This is a genomic window from Perspicuibacillus lycopersici (assembly GCF_025660475.1).
Lineage (GTDB): Bacteria > Bacillota > Bacilli > Bacillales > Caldibacillaceae > Perspicuibacillus > Perspicuibacillus lycopersici.
The window spans coordinates 350744-374628 of the sequence record NZ_JAOUSF010000003.1 but is presented as its reverse complement, the minus strand read 5'-3'; the positions used below and the strand labels follow the sequence as shown (position 1 = coordinate 374628).

General features: G+C 34.6%; 27 protein-coding genes. 19 read left to right on the top strand and 8 right to left on the bottom strand.

Going from position 1 to position 23885, the window contains the following annotated elements; all coding sequences use genetic code 11:
• Positions 1–13 precede the first annotated feature (13 nt).
• From OEV98_RS09930 to OEV98_RS09915, 4 genes are all read left to right on the top strand, one after another.
• A complete protein-coding gene (locus OEV98_RS09930; RefSeq protein WP_263073117.1) occupies positions 14–589 on the top strand; it encodes a 5-formyltetrahydrofolate cyclo-ligase in 576 nt (191 codons plus the stop codon).
• Complete coding sequence (locus OEV98_RS09925; protein ID WP_263073116.1) at positions 579–1367, top strand: DUF92 domain-containing protein; 789 nt, start codon at positions 579–581, stop codon at positions 1365–1367. The genes OEV98_RS09930 and OEV98_RS09925 overlap by 11 nt, the downstream gene beginning before the upstream one ends.
• Before the next feature lie 63 nt (positions 1368–1430).
• The gene (locus OEV98_RS09920) at positions 1431–1613 is read left to right on the top strand and encodes a hypothetical protein (protein ID WP_263073115.1); all 183 of its coding nucleotides are present in this window, start codon (positions 1431–1433) and stop codon (positions 1611–1613) included.
• 246 nt (positions 1614–1859) lie between these two features.
• Positions 1860–3020, top strand: coding sequence for a rhomboid family intramembrane serine protease (locus tag OEV98_RS09915; protein ID WP_263073114.1), 1161 nt, complete (start codon positions 1860–1862; stop codon positions 3018–3020).
• Between the two features lie 123 nt (positions 3021–3143).
• Here OEV98_RS09915 and OEV98_RS09910 read toward each other — a convergent pair whose 3' ends face one another.
• A complete protein-coding gene (locus tag OEV98_RS09910) occupies positions 3144–4016 on the bottom strand; it encodes a class III extradiol ring-cleavage dioxygenase family protein (protein ID WP_263073113.1) in 873 nt (290 codons plus the stop codon).
• Positions 4017–4419: 403 nt separating this feature from the next.
• On the opposite strand from OEV98_RS09910, the gene OEV98_RS09905 reads away from it, so the two are divergent.
• From OEV98_RS09905 to OEV98_RS09880, 6 genes are all read left to right on the top strand, one after another.
• Positions 4420–5814 carry a spore germination protein gene (locus tag OEV98_RS09905; RefSeq protein ID WP_317633813.1) on the top strand — a complete coding sequence of 465 codons (1395 nt, stop codon included), beginning with the start codon at positions 4420–4422 and terminating at the stop codon, positions 5812–5814.
• A 280-nt stretch (positions 5815–6094) separates the two neighbouring features.
• The gene (locus tag OEV98_RS09900; RefSeq protein WP_263073111.1) at positions 6095–6316 is read left to right on the top strand and encodes a YqgQ family protein; all 222 of its coding nucleotides are present in this window, start codon (positions 6095–6097) and stop codon (positions 6314–6316) included.
• Positions 6313–7281, top strand: coding sequence for an ROK family glucokinase (locus OEV98_RS09895; protein ID WP_263073110.1), 969 nt, complete (start codon positions 6313–6315; stop codon positions 7279–7281). The genes OEV98_RS09900 and OEV98_RS09895 overlap by 4 nt, the downstream gene beginning before the upstream one ends.
• 275 nt (positions 7282–7556) lie before the next feature.
• The gene (locus OEV98_RS09890; RefSeq protein WP_263073109.1) at positions 7557–9458 is read left to right on the top strand and encodes an LTA synthase family protein; all 1902 of its coding nucleotides are present in this window, start codon (positions 7557–7559) and stop codon (positions 9456–9458) included.
• A gap of 361 nt (positions 9459–9819) precedes the next feature.
• Entirely contained in the window at positions 9820–11007 is a 1188-nt protein-coding gene (locus OEV98_RS09885; protein ID WP_263073108.1) for a M14 family metallopeptidase, read from the top strand.
• A gap of 275 nt (positions 11008–11282) precedes the next feature.
• The gene (locus OEV98_RS09880; protein ID WP_263073107.1) at positions 11283–12425 is read left to right on the top strand and encodes a YqgU-like beta propeller domain-containing protein; all 1143 of its coding nucleotides are present in this window, start codon (positions 11283–11285) and stop codon (positions 12423–12425) included.
• Between the two features lie 50 nt (positions 12426–12475).
• Here OEV98_RS09880 and OEV98_RS09875 read toward each other — a convergent pair whose 3' ends face one another.
• Positions 12476–12646 (bottom strand): DUF2759 domain-containing protein, encoded by a 171-nt coding sequence (locus OEV98_RS09875; protein ID WP_263073106.1) that lies wholly within the window; start codon positions 12644–12646, stop codon positions 12476–12478.
• Positions 12647–12852: 206 nt separating this feature from the next.
• Here OEV98_RS09875 and OEV98_RS09870 point away from each other — a divergent pair, with 206 nt between their 5' ends.
• Positions 12853–13482: an MBL fold metallo-hydrolase gene (locus OEV98_RS09870; RefSeq protein ID WP_263073105.1), complete on the top strand. Its 630-nt coding sequence runs from the start codon at positions 12853–12855 to the stop codon at positions 13480–13482.
• Positions 13483–13631: 149 nt separating this feature from the next.
• On the opposite strand, the gene OEV98_RS09865 is transcribed toward OEV98_RS09870, so the two are convergent.
• The 4 genes from OEV98_RS09865 to OEV98_RS09850 all read right to left on the bottom strand — a co-directional run bounded on the left by OEV98_RS09865 (position 13632) and on the right by OEV98_RS09850 (position 16598).
• A complete protein-coding gene (locus OEV98_RS09865) occupies positions 13632–14489 on the bottom strand; it encodes an ABC transporter permease (protein ID WP_263073104.1) in 858 nt (285 codons plus the stop codon).
• 1 nt (position 14490) lies between these two features.
• Positions 14491–15429 carry an ABC transporter ATP-binding protein gene (locus OEV98_RS09860; protein WP_263073103.1) on the bottom strand — a complete coding sequence of 313 codons (939 nt, stop codon included), beginning with the start codon at positions 15427–15429 and terminating at the stop codon, positions 14491–14493.
• A gap of 126 nt (positions 15430–15555) precedes the next feature.
• Positions 15556–15804 carry a DUF2626 domain-containing protein gene (locus OEV98_RS09855; protein WP_263073102.1) on the bottom strand — a complete coding sequence of 83 codons (249 nt, stop codon included), beginning with the start codon at positions 15802–15804 and terminating at the stop codon, positions 15556–15558.
• An 83-nt stretch (positions 15805–15887) separates the two neighbouring features.
• Complete coding sequence (locus OEV98_RS09850) at positions 15888–16598, bottom strand: helix-turn-helix transcriptional regulator (RefSeq protein WP_263073101.1); 711 nt, start codon at positions 16596–16598, stop codon at positions 15888–15890.
• A 217-nt stretch (positions 16599–16815) separates the two neighbouring features.
• Between OEV98_RS09850 and comGA the strand changes: the two genes are divergently transcribed.
• From comGA to OEV98_RS09810, 8 genes are all read left to right on the top strand, one after another.
• Positions 16816–17904 carry a competence type IV pilus ATPase ComGA gene (gene comGA / locus OEV98_RS09845; RefSeq protein ID WP_456107219.1) on the top strand — a complete coding sequence of 363 codons (1089 nt, stop codon included), beginning with the start codon at positions 16816–16818 and terminating at the stop codon, positions 17902–17904.
• Positions 17876–18907, top strand: coding sequence for a competence type IV pilus assembly protein ComGB (comGB, locus tag OEV98_RS09840; protein WP_263073099.1), 1032 nt, complete (start codon positions 17876–17878; stop codon positions 18905–18907). Before comGA ends, comGB begins: the two co-directional genes overlap by 29 nt.
• 98 nt (positions 18908–19005) lie before the next feature.
• Positions 19006–19323 (top strand): competence type IV pilus major pilin ComGC, encoded by a 318-nt coding sequence (gene comGC / locus OEV98_RS09835; RefSeq protein ID WP_317633812.1) that lies wholly within the window; start codon positions 19006–19008, stop codon positions 19321–19323.
• Positions 19324–19328: 5 nt separating this feature from the next.
• Positions 19329–19775: a competence type IV pilus minor pilin ComGD gene (gene comGD, locus OEV98_RS09830; RefSeq protein ID WP_263073098.1), complete on the top strand. Its 447-nt coding sequence runs from the start codon at positions 19329–19331 to the stop codon at positions 19773–19775.
• Positions 19765–20115 (top strand): hypothetical protein, encoded by a 351-nt coding sequence (locus OEV98_RS09825; protein ID WP_263073097.1) that lies wholly within the window; start codon positions 19765–19767, stop codon positions 20113–20115. The genes comGD and OEV98_RS09825 overlap by 11 nt, the downstream gene beginning before the upstream one ends.
• The gene (gene comGF / locus OEV98_RS09820; RefSeq protein ID WP_263073096.1) at positions 20102–20545 is read left to right on the top strand and encodes a competence type IV pilus minor pilin ComGF; all 444 of its coding nucleotides are present in this window, start codon (positions 20102–20104) and stop codon (positions 20543–20545) included. The genes OEV98_RS09825 and comGF overlap by 14 nt, the downstream gene beginning before the upstream one ends.
• A gap of 13 nt (positions 20546–20558) precedes the next feature.
• The gene (gene comGG / locus OEV98_RS09815; RefSeq protein WP_263073095.1) at positions 20559–20906 is read left to right on the top strand and encodes a competence type IV pilus minor pilin ComGG; all 348 of its coding nucleotides are present in this window, start codon (positions 20559–20561) and stop codon (positions 20904–20906) included.
• A gap of 123 nt (positions 20907–21029) precedes the next feature.
• Complete coding sequence (locus OEV98_RS09810; RefSeq protein ID WP_263073093.1) at positions 21030–21224, top strand: YqzE family protein; 195 nt, start codon at positions 21030–21032, stop codon at positions 21222–21224.
• Positions 21225–21249: 25 nt separating this feature from the next.
• Here OEV98_RS09810 and OEV98_RS09805 read toward each other — a convergent pair whose 3' ends face one another.
• Positions 21250–22110 carry a YqhG family protein gene (locus tag OEV98_RS09805; RefSeq protein WP_263073092.1) on the bottom strand — a complete coding sequence of 287 codons (861 nt, stop codon included), beginning with the start codon at positions 22108–22110 and terminating at the stop codon, positions 21250–21252.
• Positions 22079–23773, bottom strand: coding sequence for a DEAD/DEAH box helicase (locus OEV98_RS09800; protein WP_263073091.1), 1695 nt, complete (start codon positions 23771–23773; stop codon positions 22079–22081). Before OEV98_RS09800 ends, OEV98_RS09805 begins: the two co-directional genes overlap by 32 nt.
• Positions 23774–23885 lie beyond the last annotated feature (112 nt).

The window sequence follows — 23885 nt, the reverse complement described above, 5'->3', positions numbered from 1 at the left end:
AGGTGATTATGCAGTGAAGGAACAAAAAAATGTGCTTAGACAAACATTGATACATAAGCTGAAACAGCTAGATAGAGCAGAATATGAAATGAAATCAGACGATATTGCTAAAAATTTATTTCAATCCCAGATTTGGAGTAACGCAGCAATGATCGGTATTACTATATCGATATTTCCTGAAGTGGATACATATAATATTATTCAACAAGCCTGGAAGGAAAAAAAGCTTGTTACAGCTGCAAAATGTATTCCTAAGACGAGGGAATTGAATTTTTATCAAATAACGGACTTCCAACAATTAGCAAAAGGCTATTTTGGGTTATATGAGCCGATAACCGAACAGACGAAGCTTGTCCAAGCGGAATCCATTGATACATTAATTATTCCAGGTGTTGCATTTACTCCAACAGGTTTTCGGCTAGGCTTTGGTGGTGGTTATTATGATCGCTATATCCCTACTTTTAAAGGGATTAAGCTAGCTTTAGCCTTTCAAGAGCAATTACTTGCTGATTTACCTGTGGAGGAACATGATCAAAAAGTAGACATGATTATTACTGAAAAGGGAGTATATTATTGCAATGATAAATAACAGTCTTTTATTATTGTTGTTAGCAATTTTCTCCTATATGGCTTATAAAGCAAAGGCGCTGAAGCTCAGTGGCTCGATAGCTGCGATTGTAGTTGGGTTTGCGATTTATTTTGGGTTTGGATTAAAAGGGTTACTTTTATTAGCGATATTTTTTATTACGTCGACATTTTGGTCGAAATGGAAGCAAAAGCAAAAGGAAAATGTTCAATCAATTTTGGAAAAAGATGATATTCGTGATTGGGCACAGGTGGTAGCTAATGGAGGCGTACCGGCAATTATAAGCATCCTCTATTATGTTACTGATGAACCTATTTTTCTAGTGATTTTTGCGGTTTCTATTGCAGCAGCGAATGCCGATACATGGGCTTCGGAAATTGGTATTTTTAGTAAAAGCAATCCCTTTCTTTTCGTGAATTTGAAAAGGGTTTCAAAAGGTACGTCTGGAGCTGTTTCACCTTTAGGAACAGTTGCAGGCTTAATCGGTTCATTGCTAATTGCGATCAGTACTTATGTATTATGGTATAAGGAAATAACCGTTAGTGAGATTGGAATTATTACGTTGTTTGGTTTTCTTAGTATGATTATCGACACAATTTTAGGCAGTACGATTCAACAAAAAAACAGTTGCCCTATTTGTCATCTAGAGACGGAAAAGAAAATACATTGTCATACAAAGACGATACCATCAAATGGAATTGCTTTTTTTAATAATGATATGGTTAATATCGTATCTATTTTACTTACGACAACAATGTCGGTCTTATTTTATTTCATTTAGGAATATTTTATTGGATAAAAATAATAAAGAATCAAAAACTATTTCTAGGAGGAGGATATCCATATGTTATCAAGGTTATTTCGCGTATTATTGATTTCTGCTGGAATAGTAATGATTTATAAGTACCGGTTTAAATTGATGAATAAGGTGCTAGGAAACGAAAAATTAAGAGCATTTGCTGTTCAATTTTCCATGAAAATTCCAGCAATCCGGAATCTATTTATGCAAACAGCATTTCGCTCGTAAACCAGTATTAGTATCAAAGAGAAGACAGGCGACTTTCCTTGCCTGTCTTTTTTCTATCGTCGAATGGAATCCAATGAAACGATCCTCGAAGCAATGAATACATATAAAGGTAAATAATTTTATTCAAACATTAAATACACTTTACTTTTAAAAACAGGTTCCGATATAGTATGGTTAATGTAATATAACTATCGCTTAAAAAGGCGCAGGAAATAAAAAGATTGTATTTGGAAAGTAGGGAAGCTGTTGGGATTAAGAGAAGATTACTTATATTGGCGTTTTACTTACTTTTTTATCGTAGAAAAAAAGTATCGCATTCTTAACATATCCCCTGATCATCAAGAAATTTGGTTGGAAAATACGAAAAATAAAAAATATCCAGTGATACGATTAAAACGAATGGATATTGATTGGAGCAATTGGTTACAAAGAGATTTAGAGCGTACAAATGTAAATGGCGAAAAAATTAGGAAAGCACTATATAAACGGAGTTTAGAAATTGTAAATATATATATTTCTTCCTTTCCTCCAGTGGATTCATATGAGCAGCTATTACGGGAGCAATACGATACGAAAAAAATAATCCTTCAAACGTTTTTGGTGGAAGGATCGAATATTGAGCAAACATTAAAACCAATTAACAATAAATTTGGTGAACAAATTATCCATGAGATAAAGGAGCATTATGATCCTTTAGAAGTGGAACAATGGAAAAGTCATGCATTAAATTTTGCTGTCCATGAAGCAAAAAAAGAAAAACAGCTTTTTCAGTCTGGAAAGCCATTTTTCACGTATGCATTATTAGTTGTTCAATGTGTCATTTTTCTTCTATTGGAAATTAGTGGTGGAAGTACGAATCCATATGTATTATTACAATTTGGTGCAAAGTATAATCCGTTGATTTTGGAAGGAGAGTGGTGGCGATTTTTCACACCGATGTTTCTTCATATCGGATTCCTGCATTTATTCATGAATAGTCTTGCACTTTATTATTTAGGTACTGCAGTGGAAAGAATTTTTGGTAATTGGCGATTCTTACTTATTTATTTTTTTGCAGGCTTTTCTGGATCGCTCGGAAGTTTTCTCTTTAGCCCAAATCTTTCCGCAGGTGCAAGCGGAGCGATATTTGGCTGTTTCGGAGCATTGTTATTTTTTGGTCTTGTTCATCCAAAAGTATTCCAACGAACATTAGGGATAAATATTTTAGTCGTGCTTGCACTTAATTTACTATTTGGTTTCTCCGTATCTTCAGTAGATAATGCTGGACATATTGGTGGATTGATAGGAGGCTTTTTAGCGGCTGGATTCATACAGCTACCAAAAAACCGCAGGCTCGGCCAACAAAGCTTGTTTCTCCTCCTAGCCATTCTTATCGTAGGTGCTAGTTTATGGCTAGGTTTTTATTAATGGTTGTTTTTTATAGGAATGTTGTTATTTCATGAAACCCACTCCTACGGGAAAAATAAAGTGTATTAAGTTTGTGGGCTGTGAAAATATGCGGCGATTGTTACGATAATCGTCTGATCTATTTTACTCGTTGTTGGAAATCAGTTGCTTCAATAGAATACTTTCCCCTGTATCTGTTTCAAAAACAACATATAAATGCTGGTGATTTTTTGCTAATAAAATTACTGGGATGGTGCTATTTAATGGAGATAAAATAGTGCCATCGCTTTTTTTTATGCCGAGGAAATAGTTTTTATATAAACCTTCCCATAATTGTCCGATAATTTTATTGGATTGCTCCTTTGTTAACGATGGGAGCGGTTTTTCATTGTAGTTAGGTAATTCTGATAATGGGATGATATGATAGTGCTCCAAATTTAATTGATGCACTTCAGCGGCAGATTGTAATGTAAGCTGAATTACTTCAGTTTCCGCTTTATTTAATACTTCCATCCAACCAATATCCTCTTCTGTTGCTGGTGTTTGAAAAGCTAAAAGCGACGCCACAGAGGAATGAACGATATACAGAAAATCGGAAGACATTGTTTGGGCACTATACAATTGATTTTCCTTATGTATTTCGCTGTGGTGAAAGGTAACCGCACGCAATAAGCGATTATTCTTTAAATTGAGTGGAAATTCATTTTGAATGCTTTCTGTTTTTTCCTCCCATTTCCCCATTTTTCCAATAAGCCTACCGTTTGCAAATATAAGTGAAATATCTTGACGCATGTATACCGGATTTTCCAATCGAGATAAAGTATTTACTTGAACTTGATAATGCTTTTCTTGAGAAATAGGTTCCGAAATTTTTGTTTTTGCATCCAAATAGGAGATTTCGGGGTCGGAAGGAAAGTACGTGATACTTTCTACCACCTTGTTGTTACTAATTGCGCCCCAATAAATGGAGGCAAAAATGGTACAAATAGCAAAAAGTATAATATGAAAAATTTTCAATTGCTTACACCTCAAATTCATCTGTCATTATGAACAGTAGAGATTGTTACAGAATGGAGATTAATTTTCTTCTTCGTACGATAAGTAATCATCAGCTCACAAGTTCGCTGTGTTTCCTTTCTCTCATTGCGAAGGGCACCAGTTTGTCCGTCGCTACCCGCTCGCCTTCGCTTTTCTGTTCATATATATGTTTTTGTCCTTTTTTTATGATAAGAAAGAATTTTGCTATTAATTGGAATTTTGTTGTTTTCGTTGGTAAGGTATGAATCTGAATGTGCTTGTCTATGATGGTAGTATTATTTTTGCAGGAAAAAGATGGTAGGTGGATACTAACGTGGGTGTAGATAAAGAGAAAATTTCCGTGTCAAAAAGTCTTGTTGAAAATGTTGATAAATTAGAAGGAATGCTAGGAATTGGAAAAAGCTTTGATGTAATAAAATTAGATTTAAATTATGCGGATCGAGACATGGCGATCTTTTTTATCGATGGATTTATAAAAGATGATTTATTTCTTCAAATAATGAAATTTCTAGCAAACTTAAAACGAGAAGAATTAGATCTCCAGCCGCTTGAAAAATTACTTCGTAGGTATTTGCCATATGTAGAGCTGGAGGCGACGGATGATTTAAATAAAGTGGCTGATATGGTCCTTGCAGGACCAACAGCATTAGTGATTGATGGGATTGACAAGGTCATCTTAATTGATGCAAGAACCTATCCGTCCCGAGGTCCAGAAGAACCGGATATTGAAAGAGTGGTTAGAGGTTCACGTGATGGTTTTGTAGAAACTTTAGTATTTAATACGGCATTAACAAGACGGCGTATCCGCGATCGCTCGTTACGAATGGTATATACACAAGTGGGAAGACGTTCAAAAACCGATGTCGTTATTTGTTATTTAGAAGACATTGCAGATCAAAATTTAGTAAAGGATATAAAAGCTTCACTAGATAAAATAGATACCGATGGAATACCAATGGCTGAAAAAACGATTGAAGAATTTATTTCTGGTCAGCATTGGAATCCATATCCAACGGTTCGCTATACGGAAAGACCGGATACTGCTGCTGCTCATTTATATGAAGGACATATCTGTATTATTGTCGATGGCTCACCAAGTGTGATAATTACGCCAACTACATTTTGGCATCATCTCCAGCATGCAGAAGAGTATCGAAACAAACCCATTGTAGGTGCCTATTTACGTTTGGTTCGCTATCTAGCTGTCTGGGCATCGATTTTTCTATTACCTTTATGGTACTTATTTGCGGTGCAACCAAATTTATTACCGAAAAGTCTTGCTTTTATTGGCCCAAATGATGATGGTCAAGTTCCATTATATTTACAATTTCTTTTAATAGAAATTGGTATTGATATGCTACGAATGGCCGCCATTCACACCCCTACCTCACTTGCAACAGCATTAGGGTTAGTTGCTGCTTTGATGATTGGTCAAGTAGCGGTAGAGGTTGGTTTATTTTCTAATGAGGTTATTTTATATTTAGCAGTTGCGGCAATTGGTACATTTTCTACTCCGAGCTATGAGCTTAGCTTAGCTAACCGAATATTTCGCTTGCTTTTATTGACGGCAACTGCGATATTTCATATTTATGGATTTGTTATCGGAACCGTTTTATGGGTTCTCCTTCTAGTGAATATGAAATCGTATAATATTCCATATTTATGGCCATTTATTCCGTTCAATTTGCGAGCATTTCTTGATGTACTCGTTCGTGCACCAATTCCTTTAAAACGACAACGACCGAAAATATTAAATCCACAGGATCCAGATAAATAATAAATATTGCGGGTCGATAAAATACTATCATGTTGAAGTGTATTAGTGAATAAAATGCACACTGTGTTCTTAACCGCAGTTAAAGTGTATTTAATCTTGTAAAACACCGCTACTATTGTTGAAAGCCTTTTACAATAAATTTTATAAATGATATTTTTATGAAACTACCAACCCACCATTCTGTTGGTAGTTCTTTTTTTGGAAAATATTGATAAAAATTATCGATGCGTTTCGCGTGAGAATGTTGTATAATTATCTCGTGAAAAAGGTGTGTGAAAACATGAGAACAATCTATGATGTTCAGCAATTATTAAAATCATTTGGTACAATTATTTATATCGGAGATAGACTAGCTGATTTAGAACTAATGGAATCTGAGGTAAGGGAATTATACCGATCCCAGCTTATGGAAGTGAAGGATTATCAAATGGCATTATTGTTGTTAAGGCAAGAAATACAAAAAGAAAAAGACAAACGAAAGAATAGGGGATTGCGCACATGAAAAATTTAATTTTCGCAGTTGATTTAGGTGGAACAACAAATAAATTGGCTATTTTAACTGACAGTGGAGATTTTGTACATAAATGGGAAATTCCGACGGATATCAGTGAGAATGGGAAATATATCGTTGAAAATATTGGAAAAGCATTTTCCCAAAAAATACAAGAATTAAAATTAACGAGAGAACAATTTTGTGGTGTTGGTATGGGCGCACCTGGCCCGGTAGTTCCTGGTGGGATAATTTCGAAAGCGGTTAATTTAGGTTGGGAAAACTTTCCACTAAAAACGAAATTAGAGGAAGAATTACAACTCCCAGCATTTGTCGGTAATGATGCCAATTGTGCAGCATTAGGGGAAATGTGGAAGGGTGCAGGAAAAGGATTAGATAATCTTGTATGTGTTACGCTTGGCACTGGTGTCGGCGGCGGGGTTATCACGAATGGAAATATTGTCGAAGGTGCAAATGGTGGTGCAGGTGAAATTGGACATATCTCTGTTCAACTAGAAAATGGTTTCCAATGTAATTGTGGAAAACGTGGTTGCTTAGAAACGGTTGCTTCTGCAACAGGGATTGTTCGATTAGCAATGGAGGAAATGAAAAATACAGAAAATTCCCCCTTAAAAGATTTATATTTACAAAACGGTGCTGTTACATCAAAAGATGTATTTGATTATGCTGCGAAGGAAGATGCAATTGCATTAAAGGTTGTAGATAAATTAGCATTCTATATTGGGTATGCAATTGGAACATTAAGTACAGTATTAAATCCAAATGCAGTTGTCATTGGAGGCGGAGTATCTAAAGCAGGAAATGCCTTGATAGAGCCAGTGGAAAAATACTATGAAAAATTTGCTTTCCCACCTTCAAGTGCAGATACGAAAATAATTTTAGCAACATTAGGAAATGATGCAGGGGTAATCGGCGCGGGATGGCTAGTAAAGAAAAATATTTTAGAGGATAACTAATTTCTTTTTCAAAATAAATTAAGTAAGTAGCTATTAGGAGTTTTTTCCTATTAATGGAAAAGCTCCTTCTATTTTTGTTTTTCTTATTGGAAATAAATTTGAAAAAAAGCTTAATTATTGAAACATTTTTCTAATGAAAATCGTCAATATAAGAGTAGAAAAAATTGTTTAGATTTTCTCGTATACTAGTAAAATATCCATAGGTCATTTGTAATGATTTTATGAACGGGTATTTTTGGAAACATGATGTTCAAATGTCATTAGGAGGATATGTAATGAAGCGATTAATAGAGTCAAAATATACGATTATCTTTTTAGCAATATTTCTTTTATGGATAAAAACGTATATTTCCTATAAAACAGCTTTTGATATTACAATTGAAAATAAGCTGCAGGAATTTATATTATTTATCAATCCAATCAGTTTCCTGTTGATTGTGTTTGGTTTATCCATGTTTATTAAAGAGAAAAATAGAAATCGATTTATTATTATTACATACTTTTTAGTTTCGGCTATTTTATATGTAAATGTTGTATTTTTCCGTTATTTTAATGATTTTATTACTTTACCGGTGTTGTTCCAAACGAGCAATTACGGGCAATTGGATAGCAGCGCCATTGCTGAAATGTATGTAACAGATATTTTTTATTTTATCGATTTTATTATATTACTAGTTGTCATGTATTTCTTAAGAAAGAAGCAATCGTCTAAACAGGATTCCACTAATTCTACTGTGTTTACAAAGCTTGAAAGACGTATCTTTTATATTATTACCGCAGGAATCGTTTTTATAAACCTCGGATTAGCTGAAATGGAACGACCAGAGCTTTTGACACGAACATTTGAACGAGAGCTGCTAGTGAAAAATATTGGTCCATACAATTACACGGTGTATGATCTATATTTACAATCGAAAACCTCGGCACAAAAAGTATTTGCCAATGGGGATGATTTAATCGAAATCGAAAATTATCTTCGTTCCAACGCAAATGACTCCAATACTAGTGATATGTTTGGAATTGCAAAAGGAAAAAATGTAATTGTCATTTCTTTAGAATCGACACAAAATTTTGTTATTAATTCAAAAGTCAATGGGGAAGAAATTACGCCATTTTTAAATGATTTTATAAAAGAAAGCTATTATTTTGATAATTTCTACCATCAAACAGGGCAAGGAAAAACATCAGATTCAGAGTTTATTATTGATAATTCCTTTTATGGATTAGGTAGAGGAGCAGTTTTCTTTACACATTCTGAAAATGAATATAATGCATTACCAGAAATTTTATCACATAATAATTATTATACTGCTTCATTACATGCTAATAATAAAACATTCTGGAATAGAGAACTGATGTATCATTCTTTAGGATATGATCGATTTTATAATTTAGAGGATTACGAAGTAACGGGTGAAAACTCTATCGGCTGGGGATTAGGAGATATTTCATTCTTTGAACAATCGATTGATCATCTAAAGAATATGCCAACACCATATTATGCTAAATTTATTACGTTAACTAATCATCATCCATTCGAATTGGACGAAGAAGATCGATTGATTGAACCATATAATTCTTCAAGTAATACATTGAATAATTATTTTACAACGGTTCGCTATGAGGATGAGGCGATAAAATTATTTATTGAGCAGCTGAAGGAAGAAGGGCTATATGATAATTCCATCATTATTATGTATGGGGATCATTATGGAATATCCGAAAATCATAATGATGCGATGGAACAATATTTAGGCAAAGAAATCACACCTTTCGAGGAAGCTCAATTACAAAAAGTTCCATTTATCGTACACATACCTGGTCAAGAGGGTAAAACAATTTCTTCCGTTAGTGGTCAAATTGATGTGAAGCCGACAATATTAGGACTATTAGGGATAGAGGCAAAAGATGATCTTCATTTTGGCCATGATCTATTTGCTGAGGAGCAACCGAACTTTGTCATTTTCCGAGATGGTCGGTTTGTTACCGATAAATATATTTATGCAGATCAAATTTGTTATGACAAGTCCACTGGAGAAGCAACTGATATTAGTCTTTGTAGTCCTTTTATAGAGAAGGCTAGAAATGAATTAAATTATTCCGATAGCATTATTTATGGAGATTTATTACGCTTTTACAAATCAGAACAAGTAAATGGCGAGGAATCCGATAAATAAGTCGGAAAGCTTCTTTTATTAATAGATTTATAGATACTGCGAAAACCAGTAAAGATAAAATTCTTTACTGGTTTTTTTGTTCACGTTTGTAAATAATGAAACCGGATTCGGATGAGTACAGGCAAGATAAAACATTTTTCTCATATATTATGTTATATAGGCATTAACCTATCTGTATAGTTGTATTCTAAAGAAATGGTATTCGTTATGGAGCCCAGAAAAATTATATAAATTACAGAGCAAATGGAATACACGTAGGTTCCATGAAATAGCGGAATGTATTCAGATTATCGGACTATTTGAGATTCTAATTAATACGAAAATGGCTTTCAGGATAAACGAGTGGATTAGGAGGAAATTTATGAGAGTTCGAGTAAGAAAAGGAGATTCCTTTTGGACGTATAGCCAAATATTTCAAATTCCATTAGTTTTAATAGAAGACTCTAATCCAGGTGTAACACCAACATCCTTACAAATTGGCCAAGAAATTAATATCCCGGGTTATATAGCAGAAAATTATTCGGTAAAAGAAAATGATACATTATGGATGATTGCACAAAGTAGAAATCTTCCGTTAGAGGCGTTGTTGATTATGAATCCGAGCATCGCCCCCAATCTTTTGTCTATTAATCAGCAAATTGTCATACCTGTTCGCATAGTCGAACGAATAGTAAATGGGAACATGGATTATGATTTTCAACAGCTGGAGAATGATATCCAGCAGTTGGTAGACCTTTATCCATTTTTACAATTAAACATTGTTGGCAATAGTGTACTAGGAAAACCACTATACGAAATAGAATTAGGAAGAGGGGAGGGGGTAATACATGTTAATGGTTCCTTTCATGCAAATGAATGGATTACGACACCTGTAATCATGCAATTTATTAATGATTATGGACTTTCTTTAGTAAATGGAACACCAATTCGCGGTGTTTTTTCGCTACCACTATATAATAAACATACATTATCCATTGTCCCGATGGTAAATCCAGATGGAGTCGATCTTGTCCTGAATGGACCACCAGAAGAAAGAAAAGCAGAAGTGCTCGCAATTAATAATGGTAGTGATGATTTTTCTGCATGGAAGGCAAATATTCGTGGCGTGGATTTAAATAATCAATACCCAGCTAACTGGGAAATTGAAAAAGAGCGAAAAGAGCCGAAGAGTCCAGCGCCAAGAGACTTTCCTGGTGATGCACCACTGACAGAACCAGAGGCGATTGCAATGGCAGCACTTGCACAAAAGAAGCAATTTGAAAGTGTATTAGCACTTCATACACAGGGAAGGGAATTTTATTGGGGATATGAAGGATTAGAGCCGCCTGAATCTACCGCTTTAGCTAGTGAATTTGCAAGGGTAAGCGGCTACTTACCTGTTCAATATATAGATAGTCATGCTGGCTATAAAGATTGGTTTATTTATATATATCAGCGTCCTGGTTTTACATTTGAGTTAGGTACCGGAGTAAATCCTTTACCGATAGAACAATTTCCAGCGATTTACGAAGAAATGCTCGGGGTTTTTCTCGTAGCTTTATATTTATAAGGAAATTAAGACATCAAAAAAATTTATTGTACACGATTTCTTTTACTTCCATTTTTATTAATAAGTGCTATTATTGATAGATGTTAAAAAGAAAAAGCCTATTTTGGCTTTTTCTTTTGCTCTATTTTATTGAAAATGCAATACAGGAGAACGAAAAGTTTCGTATTATTCTAGTTATTTAACAAAAGCTAATAAATATTGAAATAAATGAAACATTTTTGTAATTTAACCGTCTAATATATATATACAAAAAATGAGGGAGAGGTAATGGATCAATGAGAAATACAAGATTATGGATGACGTTGTGTATTTTTATCATCCTATTAACTGGTTGTCAAACTGGCCAATTAGAAGAGAAGCAGCGATCCATTACCCTACATGGCAGCAGACCAGAGGTGGCAAACAATCTCCAAAAGAGTCCAGCGATGGAAAATAGCACGACATTTATGCCACTAGAAGTAGATCAACAGTCGTTTCGTTTTATTATTGGCTGGTTAAATAATGAAGAAATTCTATTATATGAATCTATTGATGGAAAGTCTGTTGTCTCATCTTATAATGTAAAAACTGGAGAAAAGCTGGAGCGCTTATCTCTAGCACAGTCAATCATTACTGCAGAAATAAGTCCAGCCAAGGAGCAATTATTAATTCATACTGCACCTAGTGCTTACGAGGCGCAAATAAATATTTATCAATTAGATACGTGGGAAAGTATTTACGAAACAACGATCGAATCAGCGGAAATTTCTTACGAGTGGAATGGGAATGATGAATCAAAGCTTATCGTAACTGCCTTTTATCAAGATTGGTCTTTTGCTACATTCCTTTTGAATACAGATGAAAAGGAAATGCAACAAATGCAATTCCCGCAACCATTTATTCTCTGGCTAAATGATACAGATTTCGTATATTTAAATTGGGATACTGATAGTCCAAGTACGACAGCTCCTGTTGTAAGAAAAGGGGATAGAGAAGAAGAATTATTTCCTAATAAACAATTTTACCACTTATTCAGCTGGAAAAATGTAATGATGACTATTAGTGTAAGTGAAGAAGATGAGGATTCAGCTGAATTTCAATTTCTTGATAGTGAACTTCACCCACTATACACTTTCGAAATTCCTCATTTACGGAAATATTCTGGCTGGCAAATCCCTTATTTCGATTGGGTTCCAACAGAAACTACCTTTATGGTAATTGAACCAAATACGAGTGGACTATCTGATGAATATGCAGGAGGATTCCGATTAGTAGCGAGAAATATAGCTAATGAACAATCAGAGGTGATTATGGAATCGATTGATAATGCACCTTTAAGTTGCTCACCTGACGGGAAATATTGTTTAGTTGGTTATCAATTGGAGCAAATCGTACTAGTTCATGATAAAGAAATGAAGGAATTTCTCCTTTTTAAGTAAGTATTAATAACAAAGAGACAGCTACTATTTTTAAGTAGCTGTCTCTTTGTTTATGCCTCTGGAAACCCTTGAAATATGATCGTCATTACCGTAAAGAATCCAAAAACACCAACTGTTGCAATGGATAAAACTAATCCGAGGAAATTTTTATTTTTTAAGCAAGAAACTATAGCAAATAAAGCCAAAATCGTAATTAAGCCAGTGATAATAACAGTACCCATTATTATGCCCCCTTGTATGTAGTCAATTTACACATTTACCTTAAGTATTAGAAAATTCATCCCATTATTATTTTAGCGGTTTTTCTAATATTTGTCGAGTGTTTGTCATCTATACGAGGGGAACTCCTTTGTCATTTTTGCATATGATTTGTTAATTTTATTATCTTCTGTAAAATATAATTTATAAAAAATTAGGAGTGAGAAGTATGAAATGGGAACAAATTCCCTTAGGTAGGGTGCAAACGAATTGTTATTGTTTATCCATTGATTCAAAATGCATTATCATTGATCCAGGTGCAGAAGGGGAGAAGCTTGCACAGATCCTTCAAGAAAAAGGCTTACGACCTATCGCAATTCTTTTAACACATGGACATTTTGATCATATCGGGGCAGTAGATTTTTTGCGCGAGAAATATAGCATACCAGTATATATTCATAAAAAGGAAAGAGACTGGCTATCAAATTCCTCATTGAATGCATCGACTTTCTTTTTCCCAGATGAACCAATGCAAATAAAACCAGCAGACTTTGAAATATCTGGTGCTGGAAAATTAACGATTGACGAGTTTTCCTTCACAATATTTGAAACTCCTGGTCATTCACCAGGAAGTGTTTCCTATTATGTAGAAGCTGTGCAATTTATTGTTTCAGGAGATGCTTTATTTTATGGGGGAATTGGTAGAACAGATTTACCTGGGGGAAATCAGCAGCAATTACTCTCCACTATTAAAGAAACATTATTCGCTTTACCAGAAGAAACAATTGTTTTACCAGGACATGGTCCAAAAACAACCATTGCTAGAGAAAAGCAAAGTAATCCATTTTTGAGAGCGTAATTTACAAAGGCAGTTTTTGTATAGATTATTACTTATTCTAAAAAGACCGCAGATTGAATACATAGTAGGTAATGAGCACCGGATAAGGCGAAGCAACGCGAAGAAAGCGAGCGTTTGTCAACAGCCTGAGAGGCTCGATAATTCGAGCCTCATGCAACAATATCTCTCTTTTGAAAAGAATAAAAAGTAATAATCATAAATAATAAATAGTATACGACCATTACAGTAAAGGAAAATCCAACAGTCATTCCATTGACCGTATCGTCATAGGTATAAATGGTTAAATCTAAGTTAGGAAAAATTAAATATTTAAACCATTCGTATCGGTCAAGTAACATGGTGAAAATACCTGATAAAGTGGAGCTAATAAATAATACAAATATCCCGACACCTACAGCTAATGCTTGATTTTTAAATAGTGTGGACAGCATAAAAGATATCGTATTAATCAAAATTAAGCCAGGTAAATAATAGATGAACGTTTGAATGAATTGTCCACCTTCCGTTGTTGTTTTTACGGCATCAGAGAACAAGCCACCAGTAACAATTTCCTTATGAAAACCACCCGTTCCAAAGAAGATGCTACCAATTATAAACCCAAAAGCAACTAGTCCGATAAGCAATAGAAGAGAATAAAGATTTACTGCAAAGTATTTGGATAATAATATTTTCCAGCGTTTATACGGACGAATTAACAGTTGCTTAATCGTTCCATCACCAAATTCCGCAGATATATTTTGACTTACGACAATAACACTAAATAAGGTAACAAAGGATGTAATGCCAAGCACAACGGTATTTAAAAAATTCCAAACGGATGGCTGCTCCTCTGTAGCAGTACTACTGCCATCTGCTGCTACTTCAGTCATTGCTCCGCCAATCACATGGAATAGTTTATCGTAAGCAAATGCCCCAATGAAAAGGAAAACAACTAGTAAGATAAGGTATACATAGGAAGATTTTCTTGCAAATATTTTAATCCATTCATTTTTAATTAATTTTATCATTTTATTTCACCGCCATTTCTTCTTGCTGATTCGTAATTTCTATAAATCGATCCTCTAATGTTTTTCTTGTTACGGTAATTTCGGAAATAGCAATTTCGTTTTTTACAAGGTGCGCATTAATTTTTGCAATTTCCTCATACGGGAGCATTAGCATAATACTCTGTTCACTTTTTTTCACAACATTGGAAATGGAAAGGTTCTTTAATAATTTTATTGCTGTTTCTGAACTATTTACGGTAAATATAACTTCTCTTAGTTGTTCTTGTTCCACATCATTGCCCTCATGAATAGAAGCAGAGTGGATTAGCTTTCCTTTTTCGATTATGACATAACGATCACACATTAATTCGATTTCTGAAAGCAAATGGCTGGATATTAACACAGCAATTCCTTGGTCCGCAAGTGTACGAAGATGCTGACGGAACTCTCGAATGCCTTGAGGATCCAAACCATTCGTAGGCTCATCTAATATAATTATGGAAGGGTTATGTAATAAGGCTTGAGCAACACCTAGTCTTTGTCTCATTCCAAGGGAATAAGTTTTCACCTTCTGATGAATTGCGTTTTCTAAATCAACTAATTTAACAATCTCATCAATTCTTTCCTGAGAGATTGGAGATAGAGACATGCGGGCATAATGTTTTAAATTTTGGTACCCGGTCATGTATTTATAAAATTCAGGATTTTCTACGATTGCTCCAAGTTTATTCATTGCCTCTGAAAAATTGCTATCAATGTCAGTGCCATCGATAAAAACTTTACCACCAGTTCGATTGATTAAGCTTACAATCATTCGAATAATTGTTGTTTTACCAGCACCATTTGGACCAAGTAAGCCAAAAATTTCTCCCTTTTGAATTTGAAAGCTAACCCCGTCAACAATCAGTTTATTGCCAATTCGTTTGCTTAATGCTTGTACCTCTAATGCACTATTTGCCATGGTATCCCTACTTTCTCTTAACTTCTCTTCTAGTAGTACGAAAAACGAATAAAAAAGTTTCATATAAAGTAAAGACGACAACCGAAAATGGTACGGTCGTCGTCTGATAAACTCTATTTCGCTTTATTAATGGCTAACGCCAGGAGTCATATGGAATGTTGTATAGTAGGTGAAACCTACGAAAAAGATGGTTAAATATGCACCAAAAATATACATATACATTCTTTCTGATAAACGTAAATAGCCAAGTAATAAGAAAAATCCTGTTTGCGCTAAAAATAACAATGCTAAAACATTTAATTCCTCTCCACCCACAAAAAACATGACACTAAAAATAGCTGTCCAAAAGGATAAGACTCGAAACATCCGATCCACTATGTATTACCCCCTTTGTTGATTTGAAATACATCTACCATCATTATAATAATAGTATATACAAATGTAAACATTTCCATCAATTAATTCGAAATATTTAGGTGATATGCACAGGAAAGGCACCCGTCCATCATATTTTGGACGTTTGTTAAAATAAATGGATTATCAAATAACGCTTCCACAAGCCCCTTTAAAAATGCAATATGTAGGTCGCAGGTAATGTCTTTCTGCTGGCTAGCGACTTCTTTAAATGGACAGTTAAATATTTGAAAGAATAGCTTGTGATTATCTTCCTTAATATAAATATCTGGATTTAAACCAAGCATAGAAGAACTTGTTTTTAGCAGCTCCACTTTTTGGTTAAAGCTAAGCTGGTCTTTATTGATATTACGTTTTACTAACAGGTTTCCCATAATTTCCAAGCCGTAGCGTTTTCCAGTTTCATATAATGCATTGGACGCAGCTGGACCTAAACAGACCATCGTTTCAAGCGCGATTTTTGCTAATAAACGATAATCGCGAAATGGGAAGTTTAGTTCAACTACTTCATCAGATAGGCGATACAGTCGACTAGGTCTTCCACCTTTACCAGTTTTTTGATTTTCACTACGGAGCATCCCGACATCCTCTAATTTTGATAAATGTAGTCGGGCAACATTTGGATGGATATGAAATTCCTCTGCTATGTCTTGTACGGATACATTACGATGGTTATTGCTTACATATTGATAAATTGAATATCTAGTAGGATCAGCTAATACATTTGTAATTTTTAATGTTAGTTCTTGTTCCACTATATTCACCTCGTTTACCTGTTTTACTATATTATAGTACGAGAAGGAGTATAAATGTTGATATGTAGGGGATTGTTGGAATTTGTTCACATTTTCACAAACTTACAGTGACCTATCAACCAATGATTAAAAAAATTATCGGAGGAGAAGGAGTTTATCTATATGCGTCGAATATTTAATATATAGAAGTAGAGCATAAAGGAGTGTGGTTTATGTAGTGTCTTCCACTATTGAAAACATGGCTGAAACAATAATAAAGCAGGCAGTAGTCTCCCGTGCAACAGATATTCATATCCTCCCTAAGGCAGAACATTCCCAAGTTCTTTTTCGTCTAACCTATAAACTTATTCCAAAAATTAATTTAACACTAGAAGAATCTGAGCGATTAATTTCTTATTTAAAATTCCAAGCTTCGATGGATATTGGAGAAAAGCGAAGACCACAAAATGGATCGTTTTCCATAGAAGTAGATAAGCAAATAATTGGTTTGCGCTTATCCACATTACCATCTACGTATTCCGAAAGCTTAGTAATCCGTATTTTACCGCAGGAAGATTATATTCCGTTTCACCGCCTATCGCTATTTCCTAAATCTACTAGAATATTATTATCGATGATTAAGTTTTCCCATGGATTAATTATATTTACTGGACCGACCGGGTCTGGGAAAACTACCACCTTATATTCGTTACTGCAACATTCCACCAAATTTCATGGCCGAAATGTGATTACATTAGAGGATCCAGTAGAAAAGAGTAGCGAAGATCTACTACAAGTCCAAGTGAATGAAAAGGCAGGTATTACGTACAGTACAGGCTTAAAAGCAATTTTACGACATGACCCTGATATCATTATGGTTGGAGAAATCCGTGATAGTGAAACCGCAAAGATTGCAGTGCGGGCTTCGTTGACAGGACATTTAGTATTAACGACAATGCATACGAGAAATGCGAAGGGGGCATTATATCGTCTTATGGAATTTGGTGTGAATTGGAGTGAAATGGAGCAAACACTTGTAGCTATCACCGCCCAACGACTAGTAGAGGTACTCTGTCCGTATTGTTTATCGGAGGACTGTCCTATTTATTGTTCTCATCATAAGGAAAATCGGGCAGCTGTTTATGAAATTTTATATGGAAGTGCGCTTCAAGAGGCATTAATGGAATTAAAAGGATATACGATGCAGAGGAAATATCCAACGTTAAAGCAAGTAATATCGAAAGGAATAGCACTTGGTTTTATTAAAGAAACAGAATATGAAAGATGGGTGTTAGATAGTGCGCAAGAGACGTTGGAGTATACATGAGCAGGCATTATTGTTTCAACGACTCGGCTTGCTATTACAACAAGGTTATACATTGAGTGAAGCGATTGACTTCATGATTATTCAGTTGGATAAGGAGAAAAGTTCTGCTTTAACAACTGGTGTGGAACAGCTTAAGACAGGAGAACGCTTCTATAAAGTACTATCCAATCTTAAATTCCATCCGACAGCGGTAAGCTTCGTTTATTATGGAGAGGAAAATGGTCAACTTGCATTTTCTTTAAAAACTACAGGGGAGCTTTTACAAAAACGAGAAAATGACGAAGGAAGGTTAAAAAATTTATTAGCTTATCCATTGTTTTTGTTAATGTTTACCGCGGTTCTATTTTTCGTCATTCAATGGAAACTGCTTCCCCAATTTCTTCAATTGTACAATTCTTTTCAAACGGAACCTAGCATGTTCATTCGCTTCATGGTTTGGCAGAGAAATCATCCAGTGCTCATCCTCCTTGTATTGTTGGTGATCACTGCTATTTACCTTGTCTCCTTTACTATTTTTAAAGAAAAAAAATCCCCATATGAACTTCAGTGCCTTTTTGCAAAAATACCAATGTTTGGTCCAATCTATCGGTTATGGCATACGTATTATATCTCCTTTCAAATTAGTCAATTATTGACCAATGGAATTTCATTACATGATGCATTGAAGTTTATAAGTAAAGACCCGAAGAAAAAGTATTTATACGAAGCTATTAATCAAATTAATGCAGATTTATTAAATGGAGAATCACTCTATTCAGCAGTTAAAAGAATCCCATTATGGCAAAAAGAATTAGCGATTGTTGTTTTACATGGACAATTAAGTGGAAAGCTCGATATCGAGTTAAAGACATATAGTGAAATTTGCTTTCAACAGTTTTCTGAGCGGATTGAGAAGCTGATTAACATTATCCAACCGTTAATTTTTACATTACTAGCTGTTTGGCTAATCGTTTTATACATGTCTATCATGATGCCATCGTTTCAAATGATTAACAAAATATAGCAAGGAAATGGAGGAAACTCATGAAGAAAGGAAAGAAGAAAAATAATAAAAGATTCATATTAATGGAGATGAAAGATAGTAAAGTTGCACATGTTGCTATCAAAAAAATAAAGGAGCAAGCTGCGTTCACATTAATAGAAATGATGATTGTATTATTCGTCATTTCCATTTTATTATTGATTACTATTCCAAATGTTACATCCCAGCATGCAAGCATTAGCGAAAAAGGCTGCGAAGGATTGATTAATATGGTACAAGGTGAAGTTCAAGCCTATTGGATTGACCATAGTAAAAAGCCCGAATCAATAACAGATCTTACCGATGGTGATTATTTAAAAGAAGCTCCCATTTGTCCAGATGGAACAAAAATCATTATTGACGAAGATGGAAATGCTGTGAAAGAAACAGAAAGTTAATCGAAATGGATAAGAAAAAATTTCCTACGGAAATGGGCTACACCTTACTTGAGGTGTTAGTAGTCTTTTCCATCGTTATTTTCTTTTTGTCGATTTTGCCACCTTTATTTATCTCTTTACAAAATACAATCGGACGTGAGCATTTTTTTGGCCAATTGGAAGAAGATTTGTATTTTGCCCAAAGCTATGCCATGAGTAAAAGAACAACGGTAGCCTTTCAATATCGAGCGAGCAATCGAATGTATGATGTAACGGAAATTGGGGGTTCAATCCTCATTCGGCGTACACTTCCAGAAAACGTAGAAATTTACCGCGGAGACATGAATAGCTTTTATTTTAAAAGGGATGGAAACATAAGTAAATTCGGCAGTCTATATATAAAAATTGAGGGGAAGATCTATCGATTAACCTTCAGTATTGGAAGGGGGAGATTTGAAATTTTTGAGGAATAAAGTGCAATTAAATAGACAAGCGGGGAGTATTTATTTAGAAATGTTACTTTCCCTTTTTGTTTGGCTAACTATCCTTTGCTCACTTATTCCAGCATTCTTTCATTTAACGATAAGCAGAAAAGCATTACTTTTAGAAAATGAGGCAAATCATATTTTGACTACTCAAATTGCAAAATGGTATTTAAAAGAGCCTTTGGATACTGTAATAGAGGGAGAGGGTACGATAAAGTTTTTCGTTGAAATTGAAAGGGAGATGGAGGAGATAAGAGGAATATGCGTCCGCTATCAAGGATGGATAAAGAAAGAAAAAAGGATTTGTCGCACCATTGCGGAAAAATGAACATGGATATACATTTTTAGAATTAATCCTCTCCCTGTTTTTATTTACACTCATTACAATGTTCATTGCAACTACAACACCAATGCTACGTTACCATTCATATACTAGTGAAATTCGAGAACAAATGGAATGGGATAATTTCATTCAACAAGCAAAAAGAGAAATACGTAATAGTGATCGTTTATATCTTTCGTCGGGTCGTTTGTTTTTATATGCTGGACAAAAGGTTATTAAATATGAAAAATACGGGAATTTATTAAGAAGGCAGGTGGATGGAGAAGGTCATGAAGTGTTACTGTACAATACGTACGCCGTTCAATTTAAAGCACTCCAAAAAGCGATTAAAATTTCGATTGAACGAGACAATGCAAAAACATATTCGGCAATTATTTATTTGCCGAAATATAAAACGAAGGAATTTTCGGAATGAGGATGGCTACTTGTTGCCATTCTCACTTTTCATCCTACTATTATTTTCCATCATAATTTTACAATCCGTTAGCAAATATGAAGTGGAAAAACAATATTTTGAGAATTCGAAGACAATGGATCAATTAGAATCCCTTCTATATACTGGCATCCACCAATTTGAAAAAATAGCAGACTATCCATTAATGAAAGAAGAAGTATTTACGTTTGATGTTGGAGTTGTATCGTATAAAGTGATGGAGGAGTCAGAGCAACAAGTAACCGTACAATTTCAATGTAACACATGGAATGAAGGAGAATACTTGGTGCAAATTATTTGGAATCCCATTCATCAGGAAATTATCGCTTGGCAGGAGCTATAAATTATCGTATATAGTAAAAATGAAAAATTTTTGGTGTGCTACGGTTAAATTCATAAAAAAGCGGAAAATCTATTAGTAAAGCCTAGTTTTCTAACTTTACTTATAGAAAGGATGCTTTTACCTATGAAAACAAACGAATATGTGAAGTTTATAACGCAAACGGTAGTCGAGCATTTTGATAAGCCGAAGGAAGAACGTAAACAACTAAAATATGAAAAAAAACAACTGCAGGAACCACGTGTCTATAAATATTTCGGCATCATGCCATATGCTGTGAAAGAAGCTTTTAAAATGATGAAGCATAAAAAACGGAAATAAAAAGGTTGAAAAGTTAAGTTGCTTTTCAACCTTTTTTTATCGGCATTCGATTGGACGGTTTATAAAGAGAGGTTGGCGCTAATGTCGCAATCTCTCGTTGCTTTGCTAAATAAAATATCCCCCCATTAATAATCGAAACGGTAATTTTAGGTTCATATTGTTCCTGTAATGCTTCTTTTTCGCTGTAATAGCTCTCTGGCTTTTCCTCCATATCTTCATAAAAGTGATTAAGTAATTTTTCGTCCTCTTGCCATCGTTTACGAGCTTCGTCTGCCCAAGAATGATCATCCTTTTCAATATCATTCGTTATATATTGCTCAATACGACGCAGCCCACTTTGCGGCTTAATTAATGGGGATAGTGTAAAGCAAAAATCTGGAATTTTTGCGACTAATTGATTTTGAAAGCTATTTAATTGGTCTTGAAAATTTTCTGCCATTGCCCCATTAATTAAATTTAAGCCTATGGACCGAAAGGAGTCCTTCTTGCGATCACAGCAATAGCTAATTTTCATATTGATACAGAGCCATGGGATTAATGGTATATTCGACGATATGGATGCATGTTGATCCTCAAATAATCGAATAAACCCCCCGAGTCTTTTTGAAATTGCAAAAATTTGATGGAGGCGAGGGGACCCAAAATGAATCAACTCTCCTTTAATTTCCTTTGCTTTCTCGTAATCCGTTATTAATGTAAGCTTTTGTGGATTCGGAACACCACCGGTCTTTTCGACATAATGCCAATAGAACGGACGATTCATTAATGCCTTGTCCATATCGATTGTTAATTGAACCGATAAATATTGACCAGGGTGGTTTTCAATTTCACAATCATTGGCAGTGAAAAATTGGTTAAGAAAGGAGTGAATCTCCTGCTGCTTCACGATAATCATTCTCCTTTACTGATTGAGCAAATTCAATCATCGATGATAGATTTTCCATTTTAATTCGCATTTCCCCTTCGGACATGGAGTGCCCAAAAATATCGATTAAGTGATCTTCCATTTTACCAAAATCCAACTTCGTTAAAATATCATCGAGCTCGCCAATCACTCGTTCGAATAAGTCAATTTTTTCATAAAGCAGTTTCAATATATGCTCTTCTACTGTGTTCTTTGTTGCGAAATTATAGATGTGAACATCCTTTTCCTGTCCTAGTCGGTGCACCCGTCCAATTCTTTGCTCTAGACGCATCGGATTCCATGGTAAATCAAAATTAATAATATGATTACAAAATTGGAGGTTGATACCCTCACCACCAGCTTCGGTTGCAATGAATACTTGGGCATGATTTTGGAATAATTCCTTCATCCAATCCTTTTTCCCGCGTTTAAAGCCGCCTCGGAACGGAACAGATGTAATCCCGTGCTGCTTTAAAAACCATTGTAAATACAGTTGGGTTGCACGATATTCCGTAAAAATAATTACTTTATCATTTATCGATTGAATTAATTCAACTGCTTTTTTTGCTTTGGAATTAACCGTAATATTATTTACTTTCTCCATTACCTTTTCAACAAACTGTTCAAACAGTGGAGAGGATTCTTCTTTCTTTTCTAGCATATTTTTAATGGTGTAATAAACTGCCTCTCGACTACTACAAGCTTCGCGTTGCAATGTAAGTAGAGCAAATGAATTACTTAAGAAGGATTCGCTATTAGTATGATAGGAGGTGAATAGGTCATACAATGCTCGTTCCTCTGGTGTAAAATCAATTAATACTGTTTCTACTTTGCGTTTTGTCCATTCAATCTTTGTATCTTGTCTTCTATTTCGGATCATAACTTTGTTTACTAATTCTTTTAAATGAAGATCATTCAGTTTATCCTTATCCTTCTTATATGCATCTAAAAAGTCCTCGTATCTTCCGAGGTGACCCGGTTTGAGTAAGGATACTAAGTTAAAGATTTCCTCAATTTTATTTTGAATTGGAGTTGCAGTTAAAAGTAAACAAAATTTCTTTTTTAAATTTTGTACAAACTCATAGTTTTTTGTTTTATGATTTTTTAGTTTATGTGCTTCATCAATAATAATAAAATCATAGCTTTGTTCGAGAATAGCCTCCTTATGTGGACTCTTTTTTGCAGTATCTAGGGAGGAAACAACAACATCGATACTTTCCCAGCTATATGATTTTTTGTAGGCAATTGCGGGAATATGGAATTTACTATTTAACTCCATCACCCATTGCGATACGAGAGATGCAGGGACAAGAATAAGTACCTTTTTAACAAGTCCACGAATCATATATTCTTTTAAAATTAATCCTGCTTCAATCGTTTTTCCTAAACCTACCTCATCGGCTAAAATTGCTTTCCCATTCATATTTTCAATAACTTGTTGTGCAGCATCAAGTTGGTGTGGCAGTGGCTTTAGCTGGGGCAAAAATTTAGGTGCCTGCAAACCTTCAAATTCCGGAATCAAAAGATGTTTTTCCACTTCGATCGCGAGATTATATAATTGTCTATTTGACCATGGTCCATCGTCTTCCAATCTTTTTAAAAAAGGCTCTTGCCACGATGTATCGAAATGGATGGAAACACTCATAAAAACATCTCCTTTATCACGAAGAAATGGTTGCTAAAATTACCTATTAGATGATACGATGAGGTTATTGTAATAATTATAAAAATAGTGATTTTTAAGACTTGATTACAAT